Genomic DNA, 18,117 nt, shown 5'->3' on the forward strand with positions numbered 1-18,117 from the left:
ACGTTCCAATCCACATCAGGGGGACCCTGTGGCCGCGACCGACATCGACCCGTCCGAAATCACCAAGTGGGATCCGGGCCTGACCGAAAAGGTCATGGGCTTCCTGCGGCCGCTGATCAAGGGCTACCACCGCGCCGAGGTGCGTGGGCTGGACAGCTTCCCCAACGGCGGCGCCCTGGTGGTGTCGAACCACTCAGGCGGCCTGTTCGCGCTGGACATCCCGGTGTTCGCGACGGGGTTCTACGAGAAGTTCGGCTACACCCGCCCGGTGTACACCCTCAGCCACGACATGCTGATGGTCGGCCCGACCGCCGCCTTCTTCAAGAAGACCGGCTTCATCCGGGCCAATCATGAGAACGCCGACGAGGCACTGCGCTCGGGGGGCGTGGTCGTGGTGTTCCCCGGCGGTGACTACGACGTGTATCGGCCGACCCTGTCGGCAAACAAGATCGACTTCGCCGGACGCACCGGATACATCAAGGCCGCGATCAACGCCGGTGTCCCGATCGTGCCGATGGTCGGTATCGGCGGCCAGGAGACCCAGCTCTACCTGTCCCGTGGCACCGGGATCGCCAAGGCACTCGGACCGATCGCACGGTTGGCGCACACCAAGGTCGTTCCGCTGTCGTTCGGTTTCCCGTTCGGGCTCTCGGCGGTGCTGCCGCTGAACGTCCCGTTACCGACCAAGATCGTGATGAAGACGCTGGACCCGATCGACATCGTCGCCGAATTCGGCGAGAACCCCGACATCGACGAGGTCGACGCGCATGTCCGCCAGGTCATGCAACGCGCGCTGGACGAGTTGGCCGAAGAGCGCCGCTTCCCGGTGATCGGCTGAGCACCGGTGAATCCGCTTGATCTGCTGACGGGGCCGCTGGACCGGGTCACCGACGCGGCCGGCCTCGTCACCACGATGCGCCGGGCCGGAATCATCACGGCGATGCGCCCGGACAAGTACCTGCGCATCGCTTCGGCGATGGCCCGCGAAAACATGGGCATCACTTCGGGTTTCGCGGCCTCAGCCCAGCGTTGCCCGAACCGGCCCGGCCTGGTCGACGAGCTCGGCATGCTGACCTGGCAGCAGGTCGACCAACAGGCCGACGCCCTGGCCGCCGGGCTGCAGGCGCTGCCCGGTGGTGAACCCAAGGTGCTCGGCATCATGGCCCGCAATCACCGTGGCTTCGTGCTGTCGCTGATCGCCGCCAACCGCATCGGCGCCGACGTGCTGCTGCTCAACACGTCCTTCGCCGCACCGGCCATGGCCGAGGTGGTCAACCGCGAGTCCGTGGACGCCGTCATCTACGACGAGGAATTCACCGGCACCGTCGATCAAGCACTTGCCGACCGGCCCGGCGCCGCACAGATCGTGGCCTGGACCGACACCCACACCCACGACGTGACCGTCGCCAAGCTCGTCGAGCAGCACCGCGGCCAGGAACCGCGGCGCGCGGGTGAGAAGGCGCGCAAGAAAAGTCAGGTGATCCTGCTGACCTCGGGCACCACCGGAACTCCTAAGGGCGCCAAGCATTCCGGTGGCGGGCCCGAGGTACTCAAGGCGATCCTGGATCGCACCCCGTGGCACACCGAAGATCGGGTCGTGATCGTGGCGCCGATGTTCCACGCCTGGGGATTCTCCCAGCTGGCGTTCGCGGCGTCGATGGCCTGCACCATCGTCACCCGGCGCAAGTTCGATCCCGAAGCCACGCTCGAGCTCGTCGACCGGCACCGGGCCAAGGGCCTGTGCGTGGTGCCGGTGATGTTCGACCGGATCATGGACCTGCCCGAGAACGTGCTGAATCGCTACGACGGCCGTTCGTTGCGGTTCGCCGCGGCGTCGGGATCGCGGATGCGTCCCGACGTCGTCACCGCCTTCATGGACCGGTTCGGCGACATCATCTACAACAACTACAACGCCACCGAGGCCGGCATGATCGCCACCGCGACCCCGGCCGACCTGCGCGCCGCACCCGATACCGCCGGTAAACCCGCCGAGGGCACCGAGATCCGGATTCTCGACGGTGAATTCCAGCAGGTTCCCACCGGAGACGTGGGCACCATCTACGTCCGCAACTCGACGCAGTTCGACGGTTACACCGGGGGCCCCACCGTCAAGGGCAAAGCCTTCCACGAGGGCTTCATGTCCTCGGGCGATGTCGGTTACCTCGATGAGGCGGGCCGACTCTTCGTGGTGGGCCGCGACGACGAGATGATCGTCTCCGGCGGTGAGAACGTGTACCCGATCGAGGTGGAAAAGGTCCTGGCCGGCAATCCCGATGTCGCCGAGGCTGCGGTCATCGGCGTCGACGATGAGAAGTACGGTCAGCGACTCGCGGCGTTCGTGAAGCTCTCCGGTGCCGCCACGGCCGACGACCTCAAGGCATACGTTCGGGAGAACCTCGCCAATTACAAAGTGCCGCGGGAGATCACCGTGCTCGACGAGCTACCGCGCAACAGCACCGGCAAGATCGACCGCCGCCAACTCCAGGAGATGGTGAATGGCTGACCGCCATCCTGGACTAAGAAGGCGGCTGTTGGCTGCCGCCGCCGAGTTGCTCAACGCTGCCAACGCAGTGAAACCGCTGGGGCGCAGGGGTTACAGCACCGTCCAGTCTTTCGCGTTCGGCTGGCCGACCTCGGAGAACGCCCCCCTGGTGATCACCGTCTCGGTGCTCGATGCGCTGCGCCGCGGTATCCGGGGCGACTACCGCTCCGCGGGCGGCCGAATCTCGTTGCTGCTCAAGGCGATTTCCTGGGGACTGCTGGTGCTGGTGCACCGGCGCGGTGTGCAATCACGGCCCTACTTCGAGAATCCGGTACACGAGGCCCTCGGCGACGAATACCCGTCGTCGCTGCGGCCCCTGCGTCGCGGCGAGGTGTACTCCACGTCGATGAGCCGGCGCCGCTACGCCCGTAAGACCATCCACTACGGCCCGCACCGGGCCAACCTCGCCGATATCTGGATGCGCCCCGACCTGCCGCGGGACGGCAAGGCACCGGTGCTGGTACAGATCCCGGGCGGCGCCTGGATGATCGGCATGCGCCGGCCGCAGTCGTATCCGCTGATGAGCCACCTGGCCGAGCAGGGCTGGATCTGCGTGTCGATCGGCTACCGGATCAGCCCGCGCCACCCGTGGCCCAATCACATCATCGATGTGAAACAGGCCCTGGCCTGGGTGAAGGCCAACATCGCCGAGTACGGCGGCGACCCGGACACGGTGTGCATCACCGGTGGATCGGCGGGCGGGCATCTGACCGCACTCGCCGCGCTCACACCCAACGACCCCAAGTGGCAGCCGGGATTCGAGGACGCCGACACCTCGGTGGCCGCCGCGGTACCGGTCTACGGCCGCTACGACTGGTTCAGCACCACCGGTCCCGGGCGCAAAGAATTCATGGAGATCCTGCAGCGGCTGATCGTCAAGGCGCCGCTGGCCACCAATGACCAGGTGTACCGGGACGCCTCGCCGATCACCCTGGTGCACCCCGATGCACCCCCGTTCTTCGTGCTGCACGGGACCAACGACTCACTCATCCCGGTGGTCGAGGGTCGTGATTTCGTCGCAGCGTTGCGGAAGGTCTCCAAGTCCCCGGTCATCTACGCCGAGATCCCGCACGCCCAGCACGCATTCGATTTCTTCGGCTCACCCCGCGGCCACTACACCGCCGATGCCGTCTCGGAGTTTCTGACCTGGGCAAGGGCCCGAGCCCAGCTCACCGCGGACTCCGCTGCCGGCCGGTAAACTCCTGACGATGTCCGCACCGGACACCGAGATCGCCACCCTCGCCGCTGACCTGCCCGACGGCGCGGTAGTCACCGACCCTGCCGTGATCGAGGGATATCGCCGCGACGCCGCTCTCGATCCCGAGGCGGGCGTGCCGCGAGCCGTGGTGCGGGCCACCGGCACCGAGGACGTGCAGACCGTACTGCGGTGGGCGAGCGCGCACCACGTCGCCGTAGTGCCCAGGGGCGCGGGATCGGGGCTCGCCGGTGGCGCCAACGGCGTCGACGGCGGCATCATCCTCAGCACCGAACGGATGCGGCAGATCCGCATCGACACCGCGAACCGCACCGCCGTGGTGCAACCCGGCCTGCTGAACTCCGAGGTGAAGCGGGCCGCCGCCGAGCACGGCCTGTGGTACCCGCCGGATCCCGGTTCAGTCGAGATCTCCTCGATAGGCGGGAACGCGGCGACCAATGCGGGCGGACTGTGCTGTGTGAAGTACGGGGTCACCAGTGACTACGTGCTCGGCATGGAGGTGGTGCTGGCCGACGGCACCGCAGTCCGGCTGGGCGGCCCGCGACTGAAAGATGTCGCCGGCCTGTCGCTCACCAAGTTGTTCGTCGGCTCTGAAGGCATCCTCGGGGTGATCACCGAACTCACACTGCGGCTGATCCCGGCCCAGCCTCCGGCGTCGACCGTGGTGGCGGTGTTCGCCTCGGTGGAGGACGCCGCGGACGCGGTCGTGGCGATCACGGCCAAAGTCCGGCCGGCCATGTTGGAGTTGATGGACCACGCCACCATCAACGCGGTCGAGGACTACCGCCGGATGGGCCTGGACCGCTCGGCACAGGCATTGCTGCTGATCCAGTCGGATGCACCGGGCGCGGCAGCCGAGGAGATCGCCCACATCGTCGAGGCCTGCGAAAAATCCGGGGCCACCGAGGTTTACGCGACCGACGACCCCGAGGAAGGGGCAGCCTTGACAGCGGCCCGGCGACTCGTGGGCCTGGCCCTGATGCAGCTGGGCACGTTCTATCTCGAGGACGTGACGGTGCCGATACCCGACCTGCCGGCATTGGTGGCCGGGATCAAACGCATCGCCGATGACTGCGACGTGCTGATCTGCGTCGTCGCCCATGCCGGCGACGGGAACACCCACCCGGTGGTGGTGTTCGATGCCGAGGATCCGGACATGAGCGAGCGGGCCCGCCAGGCATTCGCCCGGGTCATGGAGTTGGCGATCGCCATGGGCGGCACCATCACCGGCGAACACGGCGTCGGCCGCCTCAAGAGGGATTGGCTGCCACTACAACTCGGCGACGATGTGATGGCGTTGACCCGTCGCATCAAGGACGCCCTCGACCCGCTCGGCATCCTCAGTCCGGGCTCGGTGCTGCGCTGATTCGGGGAGGCTTTCACCGCCCCCTGGGTGCGGCCAGTTCTTGCAAGGCCGACAAGAACAACTCATCCATCCGCGGACTCAATTCGGCCAGCGTCGCCGCACTGGCATGGCTGGCCGCGCCGAAGACCTGATCGAGTGCGTCGGCGTCAGCATCCGCACCGATGGACAGACACAGGCAGGCCACCCCGTCGGCGCGGAGTTCCTCGAGGGCCTTGGCGGCGTCGGCCTGGGCGTAGCGACCCTCATAGCCGTCATCGTAGGGATAGCCGTCCGAGAGCACGACCAAGAGCCGGTTCGGCGTTCCCGCTTGGGTTTTGAGGATCTCACCGGCGCCGCGGATACCGGCGCCGAGCCGGGTGTAGCCGAACGGCTGCAGCTGACTCAGGCGGGCCCGACCGGCAACTCCGAAGCGTTCCCCGAATGTCTTGATCGCAAGCAGGTGCACCGCAAGCCGACCCTGTGAGCGAAACCCGTAGACGGCGACGCGGTCTCCGAGTTCCTCGAGCGTCACGCCGAGCGTTGCGGCCGCGCGGCGTTGGTGATCGTGGACGGCGAGGCCGTCGCCGTCGGCATCGGTCGCCGATCCGGAGGCGTCGACGAGGATGAGCACACCGAGGTTGCGGGCGAGCTTGCGCCGCTCCGTGTACACGTGCTCCGGTGGTGAATAGCCGGAGCGCAGATCGACGAACAGGTCGATCAAGGCCTCGTTGTCCACGTCGTCGCCGTCGGCGCGGGCACGCAACACTTTGGGGCCGAGGCCGACTCGGGCCAGTCTGCGTCGCAGCACCGGGTCACGTGTCACACCAACGGCTGAGACGTCCACCGCGGCGGTGATCGGAAAATCGATGACGCGGCACCAATTCTCGCGATACCGGTCACCGAAGACGTCCCATTCCGGATACATGGCGCCACCGACTGCGATTGCCGCACCAGGCTTCTCGGCGCCGGTGAAGTGGATCGGGGTGGGTACCGGCCGCGCATTCACGCCGGCGTGCGACGTCCGTCGGATCGAGCCGACTCCCAATTCCCCTCCGGCGCCCTCGCTTCCGGACGAGCGGGAGCCGCCGAACAGCGTGCGCAGGAATTTCGCGGGCGTCTGCGTGCCGATGGGAACCTCGAACAGTTTGAGGATCCAGCTCTTCTCTGCCGGTCCGTCGTCGTCATCGTCCTCGTCCATCTCGGACGTGTGCTCGGCGTCCATCCGGACGTCGGTGTCGGTGGCCCGCGACCCCGACTCGCCGCGGCCACGGCCGCGGCCGCGGCTCAGTTTGGACGGTTTGATCGTCCCGAACCAATCCGGTGGTGCGTCGAGTTTTGCTCTGCCCAAGGCGATCTGCAACGACTCCTCGGAACTCGCCGACTGCGCAGCGGAGGCCGTGCCGACCGCTGCCGCCAGAGAAATCCGCGGACCGAGTTCGGCCAGGACCCGGTGGCCTTCGAGCGCCAGGTAGCGGCGGGCAGGCAGGGGGCGCGCCCGCAGTCGCTTGACGTAGTGACCGTCGAGGCTTCCGGCTCCGAGAAGTGCGCTCTGGACCAGCACTTCGCGTCGCTGCCGGTCCGGATCGGCGTTTGCCGACACAAAGACGACCTGCCCATCGGTGTACGCCAACTCGTCCGCGCGGGCCACCGCGACGTCGACGGGCCGCCCGGCGAGGAAACCGGCCAGAAACCGGAAGTCGTGTGGTTCCGGGCGACCGGTGCTCACCGTGGTGGCAGGACGGCGTCGACGAGTTCTCCGAGGCCCCGGATCACATCGGGATCGTCGGACAGCACCTCCACCACGGCGGACTGGACAGCGTCGCGCAGGCTGAGTCCTTCGGCGACGAGGCCGCCGGCGAGAATCAGCATCCGGGTCGAGGCCACCTCGCTCAGTGCCGACCCGTCCAGACCCCGCACGGCATTTCCGAGGACGACCAGTGATGCAGCGGTGGATGAGTCGATCCCGGCCTCAAAGGCCACGATCTCGGTTTCGATCTCGGGAGCCGGGAAGTCGAGGCTGATCGCGACGAAACGCTGCCGGGTCGAGTCTTTGAGGCTCTTCAGGATGCTCTGGTAACCGGGGTTGTAGGAGATCACCAGTTGAAAGCCCGGCGCCGCCGACAAGGTGGTACCCAGCCGGTCGATCGGCAGTTCGCGCCGGTGGTCGGCAAGCGGATGGATGACCACAGTCGTGTCCTGACGCGCCTCCACGATCTCGTCGAGATAGCAGATGGCGCCCTCGCGCACCGCCCTGGTCAACGGGCCGTCCACCCAGACGGTTTCGCCGCCCTTCAGCAGGAACCGGCCCACCAGATCGGCCGATGTCATGTCCTCATGACCGGCGACGGTGATCAGCTCACGACCGAGTTCGTGCGCCATCGCCTCGACGAAACGGGTCTTTCCGCACCCGGTGGGCCCTTTGAGCAGCACCGGTGCACCGCGGCGGGCGGCGGCCCGGAAGATCTCGACCTCCCCGCCCGCGGCACGGAAGAACGGCGGCGTTGACACCGAATCTTCCAGCTGCGGAAAACTATTGAGCGTCATCGCGGTCGGGTACCTGGATCGGAACAACGGTCGGCATCTGCACCCCGTCGGGCAGCACAAGTTCACCGTCGTGGTTGATGAACCCGGAGTGCTTGGTCGGCAGTGGCAGATCAGGATTTGGGCACGGTCGATCGGTGCCCTCGCCGCAGATGCCAGGGTTGAAGTACGAACGCTTCTGCACGTCTTCGGGCCACGGATCGGCGTGCATGCCGAGCCACGTCGCGGGAACGTTGTAGAACAGGAAGAAGCATGCGCTGACACCGCCGAAGATCGCCAGGAAGCGGACGAACTGTTGCTTGATGAACCCGCCGCGGAGCCGATCGATTCCGCGCTCGACCACGGTGTGGCCTTTGTCATCGGTGAAGAAGCGCAGGCAGACAAGCGCCGTCTGGACGCCACCCCACATCAGCCCCTCGTAGATCGGCCACTGGTAGTAGGTGCCGGCGTTGAACGACAACGACTGAATGGCGCCGGGGTAGGAGTAGAACCCGATCGGCAGCATGATCAGGGCTTCCATCACGAAATCGAAGACGAAGGCGATCGCATAGGTGACCAAGATCAGCCGCAGGTTGCTGATCCCAGGCCAACGGTTCTTGATCTTTCGCATGATCAGGCATCCGACGATGGTGAGCAGCAGGACGCCGTACGCATAGCCGGGGATGTTGGTCAGCAGCGGTTCGGGCACGGTGTGGCCCGGCTCCTCGTGCGCCACCCAGCCCGGAATGTGCGGTGCCCATGACCCCTGGTTGAACAGCCAGGCGTTGTACGTACACCAGGTGCTGTAGTAGTTGAGCATCGGATCCTGGAACATCATCAGGCCCATCGACACCAGCAGCATGCCGTCGAGCGTGATGCGCCTCTCCCGCACCCAGGGCCGAATGATGAAGAACCACAAGGCAACCGGCAGGCCGATCCAGAGCACGACAGCGTTGGCCATCAGCGGGATCTTCATGTACATCGGCGGCTCGCTCGGGCCACCCGACACCGGCTCGAAATAGGGGCCGGTGACCCAGCGGATGAACAGATACAACGTCAACAGCAGGACCATGCCGCCGACGGTCGCCCAGATCTTGAACGCGTTCGACGACGACGGGCCTTGTTTTTCGAGCTCAGCGATTCCACCGATCGATTCGGTGACGGCGGGCTTTTTGGTCAAATCACTCATGATCGGTTTCCCCTTGACGATCGTGGAGGCAGTCGGCGGCGTGAGGCGGACCAACCGGTGTAAATATACTAGTCGGTATCTGAGATTCCAATAGGTCGCTCAGATTCTGTGGCAGACTTTCTGTCATGGCGGAGCGCTGGACCCGAGAACGCAGGCTCGAGCACACGCGCTCAGTGCTGCTCGATGCCGCGGAGGAGGTATTCGCCGAAAAAGGCTTCGCACCAGCCACGCTCGATGACATCGCGCGGACCGCCGGATATACCAAGGGCGCCATCTACAAGCACTTCGCGACCAAGGAAGACCTGTTCCTGGCCGTGAGCGATCGTTATTGGCGGCGCTACTTCGACAACTTCGCCGAGGTGATGTCGAGCGCGAAACATGTCGGTACGCATGAAATCGATGAGATCGCGCGGCGATGGCGCCTGCTGAGTCAAGACCGCGGCGCCGAGCACGCCGCGCTCGGACACGAGTTCATGCTGTATCTGCTGCGCAACCCCGACGCGCGAGAACGCGTCGCCGCCAAGCGATCCGAGGTGGTCGACGCGTTGGCGACGTTCATCGTCGAGGGCATCGCCCAGCTCGGCGGAACCCTGCTGATCCCGCCGAAGACGTTCGCCCAGGTGCTCATCGCCACGAGCGACGCCGTGGTGCTGGGCAGCGAACTCGACGACGTCGACCTCTACCGCCCGATCGTCGACATGTACGTGTCAGCGATCAAGCTGCCCTAGAAGACGCGCACCTGTCCCTCCAGGACCGGCACCGTATCGGGGAGTTTGTAGGTCGCAATCCCGTTACGGAACATGATGTTCTCCCGCGCGTGCTCGGGCAGGTGCTTGACCAGCCAGCGGGGATCGTCGAACGTCCAGTGCGGGTAATCCGAGGAGAACAGCAGGATCTTGTCGCACTCCATCCACTCGAAGGCCCGTGACAGCTCGGTCTTGTCCTCGGGGTAGTCCAGCGGCTGGGTGGTGAACTTGATGTGGTCCTTGACGTATTCACTCGGCTTGCGCTTGATGTCCATCCAGCCCTTGCGTGCCGCGTAGATGGCGTCCATGCGCCACATCAACGGCAGGATCCAGGTGAACGCGTGCTCGACGAACACCACCCGCAGCGTCGGGAAGCGGTCGAAGACCCCGTCGAAGATCAGGCTCATCACCTGGTTGGCCGCGAGCAGCGAGTACGTGACCATGAAGTCGTGGTTGTAGCTGGGCAACCCGACCGGCGGAAGCGGAAGTTCGTCGTATTCGCCGCGGGACAGATGGCAGCTGACCGTGATGTCATGCTTGGTCGCCGCAGCCCAGATCGGGTCGTACTTCGGGTCACCCCAGGAGGGCCGCGGCTCGGCCTTGATCAGGATCTGCGCCATGTAGGGATGGCCGGCCCACCGCTCGATCTCCTGTGCCCCCAACTCCGGGGCCTCGACCGCCAGGCAGATGGACCCGCGCCAGCGCTCGTGCCAGTTGTTATGGCTGTCGAGCCAATGGTTGGCCTGCCAGTCGTTGAGCGCGCAGTTCATCACATGGTTGGCCTCGGGAATGTGGGCCGAGTATGCCGCGGGTTCCAGTACCGCGATATCCGCCCCGGCCTCCATGATCAGCTGCCGGAACGCGAGATCGGGGTTGCTGCCGGCGAATTCGCCGTCGGACGGAAAAGCATCGGTGCGCATCGCGTAGGCATGTGCGTAATCGGGGGCGTCGTAATAGATCAGGTCGCCGACATCGTGGGTGTTGAAATATCTGGACCGCCACGGCTCGGGGATGTACTGCCCCAGCTCGCCCCGGCGGGGCACGGGATGCACGTCGGAGTCGACGCATCGCACCGCGATGCGTTCGGCGGCGGGAGCCCTGGGAGTGGTGGTGGTCATCGTCATTCCCTCTCGATCACCGGGTGGCCGCGACGGCGATGGACTTGGTCTCGAGATAGCCCTCGAGTCCTTCACGGCCGAGTTCCCGGCCGTAGCCGCTGTCCTTGACGCCGCCGAACGGTGCGAACGGATCCATCGTGTACCCCTGGTTTACCCCGAAAGTGCCGGTTTGTACACGCTCGGCGATCCCGATCCCCCGCTCGGGATCGGCCGTCCACACCGAGCCCGCCAGGCCGTAGTCGGAGTCGTTGGCAATCGCGACCGCCTCGTCCTCGTCCCGGTACCCGATCACCGTGAGGACCGGACCGAAGATCTCCTCGCGGGCGATACGCATCGAGTTGTCGGCGCCGGCGAACAGCGTGGGCCGGACATACCAGCCGGTGTCCACGCCGTCGGGCAAGCCGGTGCCGCCGCAGGCCAGCCGGGCGCCCTCACGCTGCCCGAGCTCGATGTAGTCGCGCACGCGCTGCTGCTGCCGCCGGGACACGAGTGGTCCCAGTTCGGTGGCCGGATCGGCGGGATCGCCCACGACCAGGGCCGTCATCCGATCGGCCAGGGCGTCGACGAACTCGTGCTCCCGGGAGGCCGGGACGACGATGCGGGTCAGTGCGTTGCAGATCTGGCCGCTGTTGGACAGGCTGGCCGACCGTACCCCGGCCGCGACCGTCGCCGGGTCGGCGTCGTCGAGGATGATGGCCGCCGACTTGCCCCCGAGCTCGAGGCTTACCTTGGTCAGGTTGGCCGCAGCCGCCGCTGCGACGGCCCGGCCGGCGGCACTCGATCCGGTGAACGAAACCTTGTCGACACCCGCGTGGCCCACCAGGTGGGCGCCGACGGCGGCGCCCCCCTGAATGACGGAGACGACGCCGTCGGGCAGACCGATCTCCTTGAGCATGTCGCTTAAAAGCATTGCGTCCAGCGGTGATTCGGGTGCGGGCTTGAGCACCACCGCGCAACCGGCCAGCAACGCGGGCACCAGCTTGGTGACGATCAGGAACTGCGGCATGTTCCACGGCACGACGGCGGCGACGACACCCACGGGTTGTTTCTGGATACGTACGTCCGATCCGAAGAAACCGGTGCGGGTCTCGCGCCAAGCGTAGGTCTCGGCGAGGTCGCAGAACGCCGACATCATCATCGTCGGGAGCCCGACCTGCGCGCGGTGGGCGAAAGTGATCGGCGCACCCATCTCCGCCGAGATGAGTTGGGCCATCTCATCGCGTCGTCCGGCGTAGACCTCGGCGAGGCGTCGCACCGCAGCGATGCGCTCCGCCGGGTCGAGCCGTGGCCACGGCCCCTGGTCGATGGCTGCACGAGCAGCCGCTACGGTCGCGTCCACCTCGGCCGGCCTGGCCGCCGCCACACGAGCGATGGGTTGCTCGGTGTGCGGGGAGATCACCTCCACGGCCTCGGTTCGATCGCCGCCGAGCGACCAGTCGGCCTCGATTCCGAGATACTCCCCAAGATGCTGATCCATCCAGACTCTCCCGCCTCAAGTGAACCCAGAGTATCAACTACTTGTCATTGATGAAACCGCCGTCTACCGTCAAGTCTGAAGCCCTGGCCGGCATGCGCAGCCCCATGTCGGCATCATCGGTCGAATCACATATCAGAGGAGCGGGCATGGCTCGGTTTCCCAAACCGGCAGAAGGCAGCTGGACTCAGCACTACCCGGACCTCGGCACCGGCCCGGTGTCGTATGAAGACTCGATCAGCCCGGAGATCTACGAACTGGAGCGCAAGGCGATCTTCAAACGCGCCTGGTTGAATGTCGGTCGGGTCGAACAGCTTTCACGAAAAGGCAGCTATTTCACCCGGGAGATGAAGGCCGCCAACACTTCGATCATCTTGGTGCGCACCAAGTCCGGCGAGGTCAAGGCCTTCCACAACGTCTGCCGTCACCGGGGAAACAAGCTGGTGTGGGACGACATGCCCATGGAGGAGACCAGCGGGGTGTGCCGGCAGTTCACCTGCAAGTACCACGCCTGGCGTTACGACCTCGACGGTGAGCTCAGCTTCGTCCAGCAGGAGGCTGAGTTCTTCGACCTGGACAAGAGCCGCTACGGCCTGGTTCCCGTCCACTGCGAAGTGTGGGAAGGGTTCATCTTCGTCAACTTTGCCAGCAATGCTGAAGCACCCGAGCAGTCTCTGCGCGAATTCCTGGGCCCCATGATCACCGATCTGGAGGGCTACCCATTCGACAAGATGACCTCGCGGTTCACCTATCGCTCTGAGGTGAAGGCGAATTGGAAGCTCTACATGGATGCCTTCCAGGAGTTCTACCACGCGCCCATCTTGCACGCGAACCAATCCCCCACCGCCTACTCGAAGGCTGCCGCCGAATCGGGCTTCGAAGCACCGCACTACCGGATCGAAGGTCCACACCGCCTGGTCAGCACCTCGGGGGTGCGCGCCTGGGAAATGGCCGACGAGATGCGTAAGCCCATCGAAGACATCTGTCAGAGCGGGCTTTTCGGCCCATGGGACAAACCGGACCTCGGCGAGATGCCGGCCGGCCTCAACCCCGCCAAATGCGATCCGTGGGGGTTGGACTCCTTCCAGTTGTTCCCCAACTTCGTCGTGTTGTTCTGGGGCCAGGGCTGGTATCTGACCTACCACTACTGGCCGACCTCCTTCAACACGCACACCTTCGAATGCACGCTGTACTTTCCGCAGCCGCGAACACCGCGGGAGCGGTTGGCCCAGGAGTTGGCTGCGGTCTCGTTCAAGGAGTACGGCCTGCAGGACGCCAACACCCTGGAGGCGACCCAGAGCTCGATCGAGACCCGCGTGGTCGACGAGTTCCTGCTCTGCGATCAGGAGATCCTGCTTCGGCACCTGCACAAGGAGACCGCGGCATGGATCGACGACTACCAGAGCAAGACCGCGGGGGTGTGAACCGATGAGTACGAAACTGCCGGCCGAATTCGCCGACCTCGAACAGTTTTCGGACTGGTGTCTGTCCAGTGAGCCACAGCGTTACGGCAAGCGGTTGGACAGCACGATGACCGAGATGCAGGCCTTCTACGACGCGATCGCGCCCCGCGCGGAGGAAGCGATCAGCTTCTGCGACAAGTTCAGTCTCGACGATATGCCCGAGGACGTGCTCAACCTGATGCACCTGCTGTATTCGATGGTGACGGTGTCCTTCCCGGTGGAGTGCTGGAAGCAGCCACGGGTGCCCGATTCCGGTGCGACATCGTTGGACTGCGTCGTCGAGCCGGTTCCGTGACCCAGGCTGACACCGCGGCCGAAGTCCCGAAGACAGTCCTTCGCGCCGCCCATTGGGTGGACGTGGCTGGCGGCCAGGTCCGCTCCCCGGCAGTGGTGGTCGTCGAGGGCAACCGGATCACCGCGGTCAACCCCGAAGGGCCGCTCCCCGATTCGGCCACCGTCATCGACCTGGGCGACGCCACCCTGTTGCCCGGGCTGATGGATATGGAGCTCAACCTGCTGATTGGCGGTCCGGGTAATCCCGGCGGCCTGCCGACCCCGATGCACGGCGTGCAGGACGACCCTGCGTACCGCACGCTGCGCGGCGCGGTGAACGCCCGCACCACGCTCGACGCCGGGTTCACCACCGTCCGCAACCTGGGACTGATGGTCAAGACCGGTGGCTACCTGCTCGACGTCGCACTGCAGCGCGCGATCGACCAGGGCTGGCATCAAGGGCCGCGCATCTATCCGGCAGGCCACGCCGTTACCCCCTACGGTGGGCACCTCGATCCCACGGTGTTCCAGCGGTTGGCCCCCGGCATCATGCCGCTGTCGGTCGCCGAGGGCATCGCAAACGGGGTTCCGGACGTCATCGCGTGCGTGCGTTACCAGATCCGCCACGGAGCCAAGCTGATCAAGGTGTCGGCTTCCGGCGGGGTGATGTCACACAGCACCGCACCGGGCGCCCAGCAGTACTCCGATGCCGAATTCGCCGCGATCGCCGACGAGGCGCACCGCGCCGGCGTCAAGGTCGCCGCGCATGCCGTCGGTGACACCGCGATCCAGGCCTGCATCCGCGCCGGCATCGACTGTATCGAGCACGGGTTCCTGGCCAGCGACGAGACGATCCAGATGATGGTCGACCACGGCACATTCCTGGTGTCCACCACATATCTGACCGATGCGATGGCGATCGACCGCATCGCACCCGAACTGCGCAAGAAGGCACTCGAAGTCTTCCCGCGAGCAAAAGCCATGCTGCCCAAGGCTATTGCCGCCGGAGTGCGCATCGCCTGCGGCACCGACGCCCCAGCCGTCCCGCACGGCGAGAACGCCAGGGAACTGTGCGCGCTCGTCGACCGAGGCATGACCCCGATGCAGGCGCTGCAGGCCGCGACGGTGGTGGCCGCGCAGCTGGTCGACGCCGCCGACGACCTCGGGCAGCTGGCCCCGGGGTACCTGGCCGACGTCATCGCCGTGGCGGGCGATCCCGGCGTGGACATCGCAACGACACTCGATGTCCGGTTCGTGATGAAGGACGGAGTCATCCACAAGAAAGCGGTGCGCTAGCGTCGAAACTGACGGGCACGGCAGGAGACGAGAAACATGGACCTCACCGAGAACACCTTGTGGTGGCTCAAGCAGGCGTTCTACTTCTCGCTCACCGAGGTCAACGAGTCGGTCAAAGAGCACGGGGTCACCACCGCCCAGATCGGTGTCCTGCGCCAGTTGACCAATCAGCCGGGCCTGTCCGGCGCCGAGTTGGCCCGCCGACTGCTGATCACCCCGCAGGGCGTGCAACTAGCACTCACCGCGTTGGAGAAGCGGAGCCTGGTCGAGCGTAAACAGGACCCCCAGCACGGGCGCATTCTGCAGGTCTTCCTCACCGATGAAGGCCGGGCGGTGGCCTCGGCCGTCGTCGCCGATGCCGTCACGGCCCATGACCGGGTGTTCGGCGTACTCAGTGAGGAGGAGCAGGAGCAATTGAAGGCACTCCTCCGCCGGGTGATCGAACAAGGTACGGGCCACACGCCGCACTCCGATCACATCGACCCATGAAATCTCCGTCTCCCGATGGGGCGAGCAGCCAAGCCTATTTGTGGCGTCGCCGGGCGATGCTCAACACCCAGTCGGGAAACCCCAACCCGTGGATGATCCGTTGCGTCCTGAAGAGCTGCCGCGGGAGCGATGCCGTGTTGTAGGGCAGGTCGTACTTGTCGCACAGTTCCCGTACCCGAACGCTGACCTGCGGGAGGCGATTGCTCGGCAGGTCGGGGAACAGGTGATGCTCGATCTGGTAGCACAGGTGTCCGCCCGAGATCGCCAGCAGCGGGCTCGCGTTGAAGTTTGCGGTCCCGACCATTTGCCGGAGGTACCACTCGCCCTTGGTCTCGTCCTTGACCACCACCGGGTCGAACGTCTCGGTGCCGCCGGGGATGTGCCCGCAGATGATGTTCACGTACACCCACAGGTTCCGGATCGTATTCGCGGTGAAATTCGCTGCGAACGTCCGTCGCCACCGCCGCAGACTCAGAGCCGGGAAGAAGAAATAATCCTTGGCGAGCTGCCGAACGATCTTGTCGCGGAAGTTCCGCTTCTCCACGGCGAGGCCGTCTGGCGTTTCGTGCCGCAGACGCTCGGAGTGCAGGCCATGCAGGGCGATACCCCACTCGAACATCGCCGCCAGCACCAGGTTTCGCACCGGAGTCGCCAGGTGGACCCAGCGCCAAGGCTGGTCTGTCGTGACCCGATGCAGGCGGTAGCCGATGTCCTCGTCCATGCCGAGCACGTTGCTGTAGACGTGGTGCCGGTAGTTGTGCGAGTACCGCCACTGCGCGGAATGCCCGACCATGTCCCACTCCCAGGTGTTGGAGTGGATTTCGGGGTCGTTCATCCAATCCCACTGGCCATGGGAGATGTTGTGGCCGAGTTCCATGTTCTCGATGGACTTCGCGTATGCCAGCGCGCACGTTCCCGCCAACCAACCGGCCTTCGACCGACTGCCGGCGATCATCAGTCGCGCCGCTACATCGAGGGCCCGCTGGAAGCGGATCACCCGCCGGATGTAGGCCGCGTCCTCCGCCCCTAGCGACTCCTCGACGTCACGGCGGATCACGTCGAGTTCATAGGCGATCTCTTCGACGTCCTCCCTACTGAGATGCAGGTAGGCGGGAACATCGGCGATCGCCATCAAGGTGTCCTCGGGGTGGTGCGGCAGGTAGAGCGGCGCAATCACCGCGAGCGTCAGTCCGCAGCCTAGAGCCTCAGACTTACCGACGGGTAATCGAGCTGCGGCGACCAGGCGAAATGGCGGCGCAGACGTATGGCCTGCGCACCTCTACCGGAGTGGGACATGCCCCAACACCGTGGCCAGTATCTACCACTTGAGATTAATGACAAGTACTTGATACTGTAGGCCGCGATGGAGACATCGACGACGCCCCGCATGGAATCCGCCGACGTGATCGACGCCGACGGGTTCACCCCGGTGCGGATCAAGCAGGTGATCCGGGAGACCTCCGACGCGGTCTCACTGGTTCTCGACATCCCCGAACCGAGCAGGGACCGGTTCCTTTATGCGGCAGGTCAATTCATCACCATTCGGGCGAAAATCGATGGGGCCGAACACTGTCGGTGCTATTCGATGTCGTCGTCGCCGGCCGTCGATCCCGATCTGCGGATCACCGTCAAGCGTGATCGCGACGGCCTGGTCTCCAACTGGATCAACGACACCGCGACCGTCGGCGACGCACTGCGCGTCGCACCGCCCGAGGGGCGCTTCGTCCTCACCGCTAACGAGCGCAACGTCGTCACGTTCGCCGGCGGCAGCGGTATCACCCCGGTGTTTTCGTTGGTGCATTCGACACTGGCCGCCACCACCCGCAAGGCCCGGCTGTTCTACGCCAACCGCAATCTCGACTCGGTGATCTTCCGGGAGGCGCTGGCCGACATGACCGACACCCACAGCGGGCGCCTTCAGGTGCACCATCATCTCGACGACCTCGACGGTGTCGTCTCGCCGCAACACATCGCCGACTTCATCGGCGATACCGAACTTGAAGGCGGGGGCCCACGCTCCCACACCGACTACTACGTCTGCGGTCCCGCCCCTTTCATGGACACCGTCGAACGGGCTCTACTCGATGCCGGGATCCCCAAACAGCAGGTGCATCTGGAGCGGTTCAGTTCCGCCGCGATCCCACCTCCCGACCCGGCCGAACCCGTGGTCACCGAAGAGGTGACGATCGAACTCGGCCACCGCACCGTCACCGCGCCCTACCGCGCCGGCAATACCCTGCTGCAGACCGCGCGGCTGGCCGGTCTGAAGGCTCCGTTTTCCTGCGAAACCGGTTCGTGCGGAACATGTATGGCTCATGTGGTCGAGGGCAGCGCACGCATGCTCAACAACGATGCCCTCGACGACGACGAAGTTTCCGAAGGCTGGGTGGTGACGTGCCAGGCACTGCCCACCAGCCGCACAGCGCGAGTGGTCTACGAGTGAGAA

16 protein-coding genes are annotated in these 18,117 nt (G+C 65.5%); 10 read left to right on the top strand and 6 right to left on the bottom strand.

Going from position 1 to position 18,117, the window contains the following annotated elements:
• The first annotated feature begins 28 nt into the window (after nucleotides 1-28).
• The 4 genes from JOF57_RS23865 to JOF57_RS23880 are packed head-to-tail and all read left to right on the top strand — an operon-like array spanning nucleotide 29 to nucleotide 5,124.
• The gene (locus tag JOF57_RS23865; protein ID WP_209920893.1) at nucleotides 29-838 is read left to right on the top strand and encodes a 1-acyl-sn-glycerol-3-phosphate acyltransferase; all 810 of its coding nucleotides are present in this window, start codon (nucleotides 29-31) and stop codon (nucleotides 836-838) included.
• A gap of 6 nt (nucleotides 839-844) precedes the next feature.
• Nucleotides 845-2,503 carry an acyl-CoA ligase FadD12 gene (gene fadD12, locus JOF57_RS23870; RefSeq protein ID WP_209920894.1) on the top strand — a complete coding sequence of 553 codons (1,659 nt, stop codon included), beginning with the start codon at nucleotides 845-847 and terminating at the stop codon, nucleotides 2,501-2,503.
• The gene (locus tag JOF57_RS23875; protein WP_209920898.1) at nucleotides 2,496-3,740 is read left to right on the top strand and encodes an alpha/beta hydrolase; all 1,245 of its coding nucleotides are present in this window, start codon (nucleotides 2,496-2,498) and stop codon (nucleotides 3,738-3,740) included. The genes fadD12 and JOF57_RS23875 overlap by 8 nt, the downstream gene beginning before the upstream one ends.
• A 10-nt stretch (nucleotides 3,741-3,750) precedes the next feature.
• Nucleotides 3,751-5,124 carry an FAD-binding oxidoreductase gene (locus JOF57_RS23880; RefSeq protein WP_209920901.1) on the top strand — a complete coding sequence of 458 codons (1,374 nt, stop codon included), beginning with the start codon at nucleotides 3,751-3,753 and terminating at the stop codon, nucleotides 5,122-5,124.
• A 13-nt stretch (nucleotides 5,125-5,137) separates the two neighbouring features.
• On the opposite strand, the gene JOF57_RS23885 is transcribed toward JOF57_RS23880, so the two are convergent.
• From JOF57_RS23885 to JOF57_RS23895, 3 genes are read right to left on the bottom strand one after another with little or no spacing between them, the layout of a single operon-like run.
• The gene (locus JOF57_RS23885; RefSeq protein WP_209920903.1) at nucleotides 5,138-6,829 is read right to left on the bottom strand and encodes a nitric oxide reductase activation protein NorD; all 1,692 of its coding nucleotides are present in this window, start codon (nucleotides 6,827-6,829) and stop codon (nucleotides 5,138-5,140) included.
• The gene (locus tag JOF57_RS23890) at nucleotides 6,826-7,647 is read right to left on the bottom strand and encodes a CbbQ/NirQ/NorQ/GpvN family protein (protein ID WP_209920906.1); all 822 of its coding nucleotides are present in this window, start codon (nucleotides 7,645-7,647) and stop codon (nucleotides 6,826-6,828) included. Before JOF57_RS23890 ends, JOF57_RS23885 begins: the two co-directional genes overlap by 4 nt.
• A complete protein-coding gene (locus JOF57_RS23895; protein WP_209920909.1) occupies nucleotides 7,634-8,812 on the bottom strand; it encodes a spirocyclase AveC family protein in 1,179 nt (392 codons plus the stop codon). Before JOF57_RS23895 ends, JOF57_RS23890 begins: the two co-directional genes overlap by 14 nt.
• Nucleotides 8,813-8,937: 125 nt before the next feature.
• On the opposite strand from JOF57_RS23895, the gene JOF57_RS23900 reads away from it, so the two are divergent.
• Nucleotides 8,938-9,540: a TetR/AcrR family transcriptional regulator gene (locus JOF57_RS23900; RefSeq protein ID WP_209920911.1), complete on the top strand. Its 603-nt coding sequence runs from the start codon at nucleotides 8,938-8,940 to the stop codon at nucleotides 9,538-9,540.
• Here JOF57_RS23900 and JOF57_RS23905 read toward each other — a convergent pair.
• Nucleotides 9,537-10,682 carry an amidohydrolase family protein gene (locus tag JOF57_RS23905; protein ID WP_209920914.1) on the bottom strand — a complete coding sequence of 382 codons (1,146 nt, stop codon included), beginning with the start codon at nucleotides 10,680-10,682 and terminating at the stop codon, nucleotides 9,537-9,539. The two genes, JOF57_RS23900 and JOF57_RS23905, sit on opposite strands and share 4 nt — an antisense overlap.
• Before the next feature lie 10 nt (nucleotides 10,683-10,692).
• Entirely contained in the window at nucleotides 10,693-12,153 is a 1,461-nt protein-coding gene (locus JOF57_RS23910) for an aldehyde dehydrogenase (RefSeq protein WP_209920917.1), read from the bottom strand.
• A 146-nt stretch (nucleotides 12,154-12,299) separates the two neighbouring features.
• On the opposite strand from JOF57_RS23910, the gene JOF57_RS23915 reads away from it, so the two are divergent.
• Genes JOF57_RS23915 through JOF57_RS23930 form a run of 4 tightly spaced genes read left to right on the top strand, consistent with a single transcriptional unit; the run spans nucleotide 12,300 to nucleotide 15,671 of the window.
• Nucleotides 12,300-13,574, top strand: coding sequence for an aromatic ring-hydroxylating oxygenase subunit alpha (locus JOF57_RS23915; protein ID WP_209920920.1), 1,275 nt, complete (start codon nucleotides 12,300-12,302; stop codon nucleotides 13,572-13,574).
• Nucleotides 13,575-13,578: 4 nt separating this feature from the next.
• Nucleotides 13,579-13,908: a hypothetical protein gene (locus JOF57_RS23920; protein WP_163665697.1), complete on the top strand. Its 330-nt coding sequence runs from the start codon at nucleotides 13,579-13,581 to the stop codon at nucleotides 13,906-13,908.
• On the top strand, nucleotides 13,905-15,182 hold the full coding sequence (locus tag JOF57_RS23925; protein ID WP_209920923.1) for a metal-dependent hydrolase family protein: 1,278 nt from the start codon (nucleotides 13,905-13,907) through the stop codon (nucleotides 15,180-15,182). The genes JOF57_RS23920 and JOF57_RS23925 overlap by 4 nt, the downstream gene beginning before the upstream one ends.
• A 36-nt stretch (nucleotides 15,183-15,218) precedes the next feature.
• Nucleotides 15,219-15,671 (top strand): MarR family winged helix-turn-helix transcriptional regulator, encoded by a 453-nt coding sequence (locus tag JOF57_RS23930; RefSeq protein WP_209920926.1) that lies wholly within the window; start codon nucleotides 15,219-15,221, stop codon nucleotides 15,669-15,671.
• A 34-nt stretch (nucleotides 15,672-15,705) separates the two neighbouring features.
• Here JOF57_RS23930 and JOF57_RS23935 read toward each other — a convergent pair whose 3' ends face one another.
• Nucleotides 15,706-16,803: a fatty acid desaturase family protein gene (locus tag JOF57_RS23935; protein ID WP_209923677.1), complete on the bottom strand. Its 1,098-nt coding sequence runs from the start codon at nucleotides 16,801-16,803 to the stop codon at nucleotides 15,706-15,708.
• Nucleotides 16,804-17,034: 231 nt separating this feature from the next.
• On the opposite strand from JOF57_RS23935, the gene JOF57_RS23940 reads away from it, so the two are divergent.
• On the top strand, nucleotides 17,035-18,114 hold the full coding sequence (locus JOF57_RS23940; RefSeq protein WP_209920929.1) for a ferredoxin--NADP reductase: 1,080 nt from the start codon (nucleotides 17,035-17,037) through the stop codon (nucleotides 18,112-18,114).
• Nucleotides 18,115-18,117 lie beyond the last annotated feature (3 nt).

The sequence above is a fragment of the Mycolicibacterium lutetiense genome (genome assembly GCF_017876775.1).
Taxonomy (GTDB): Bacteria; Actinomycetota; Actinomycetes; order Mycobacteriales; family Mycobacteriaceae; genus Mycobacterium; species Mycobacterium lutetiense.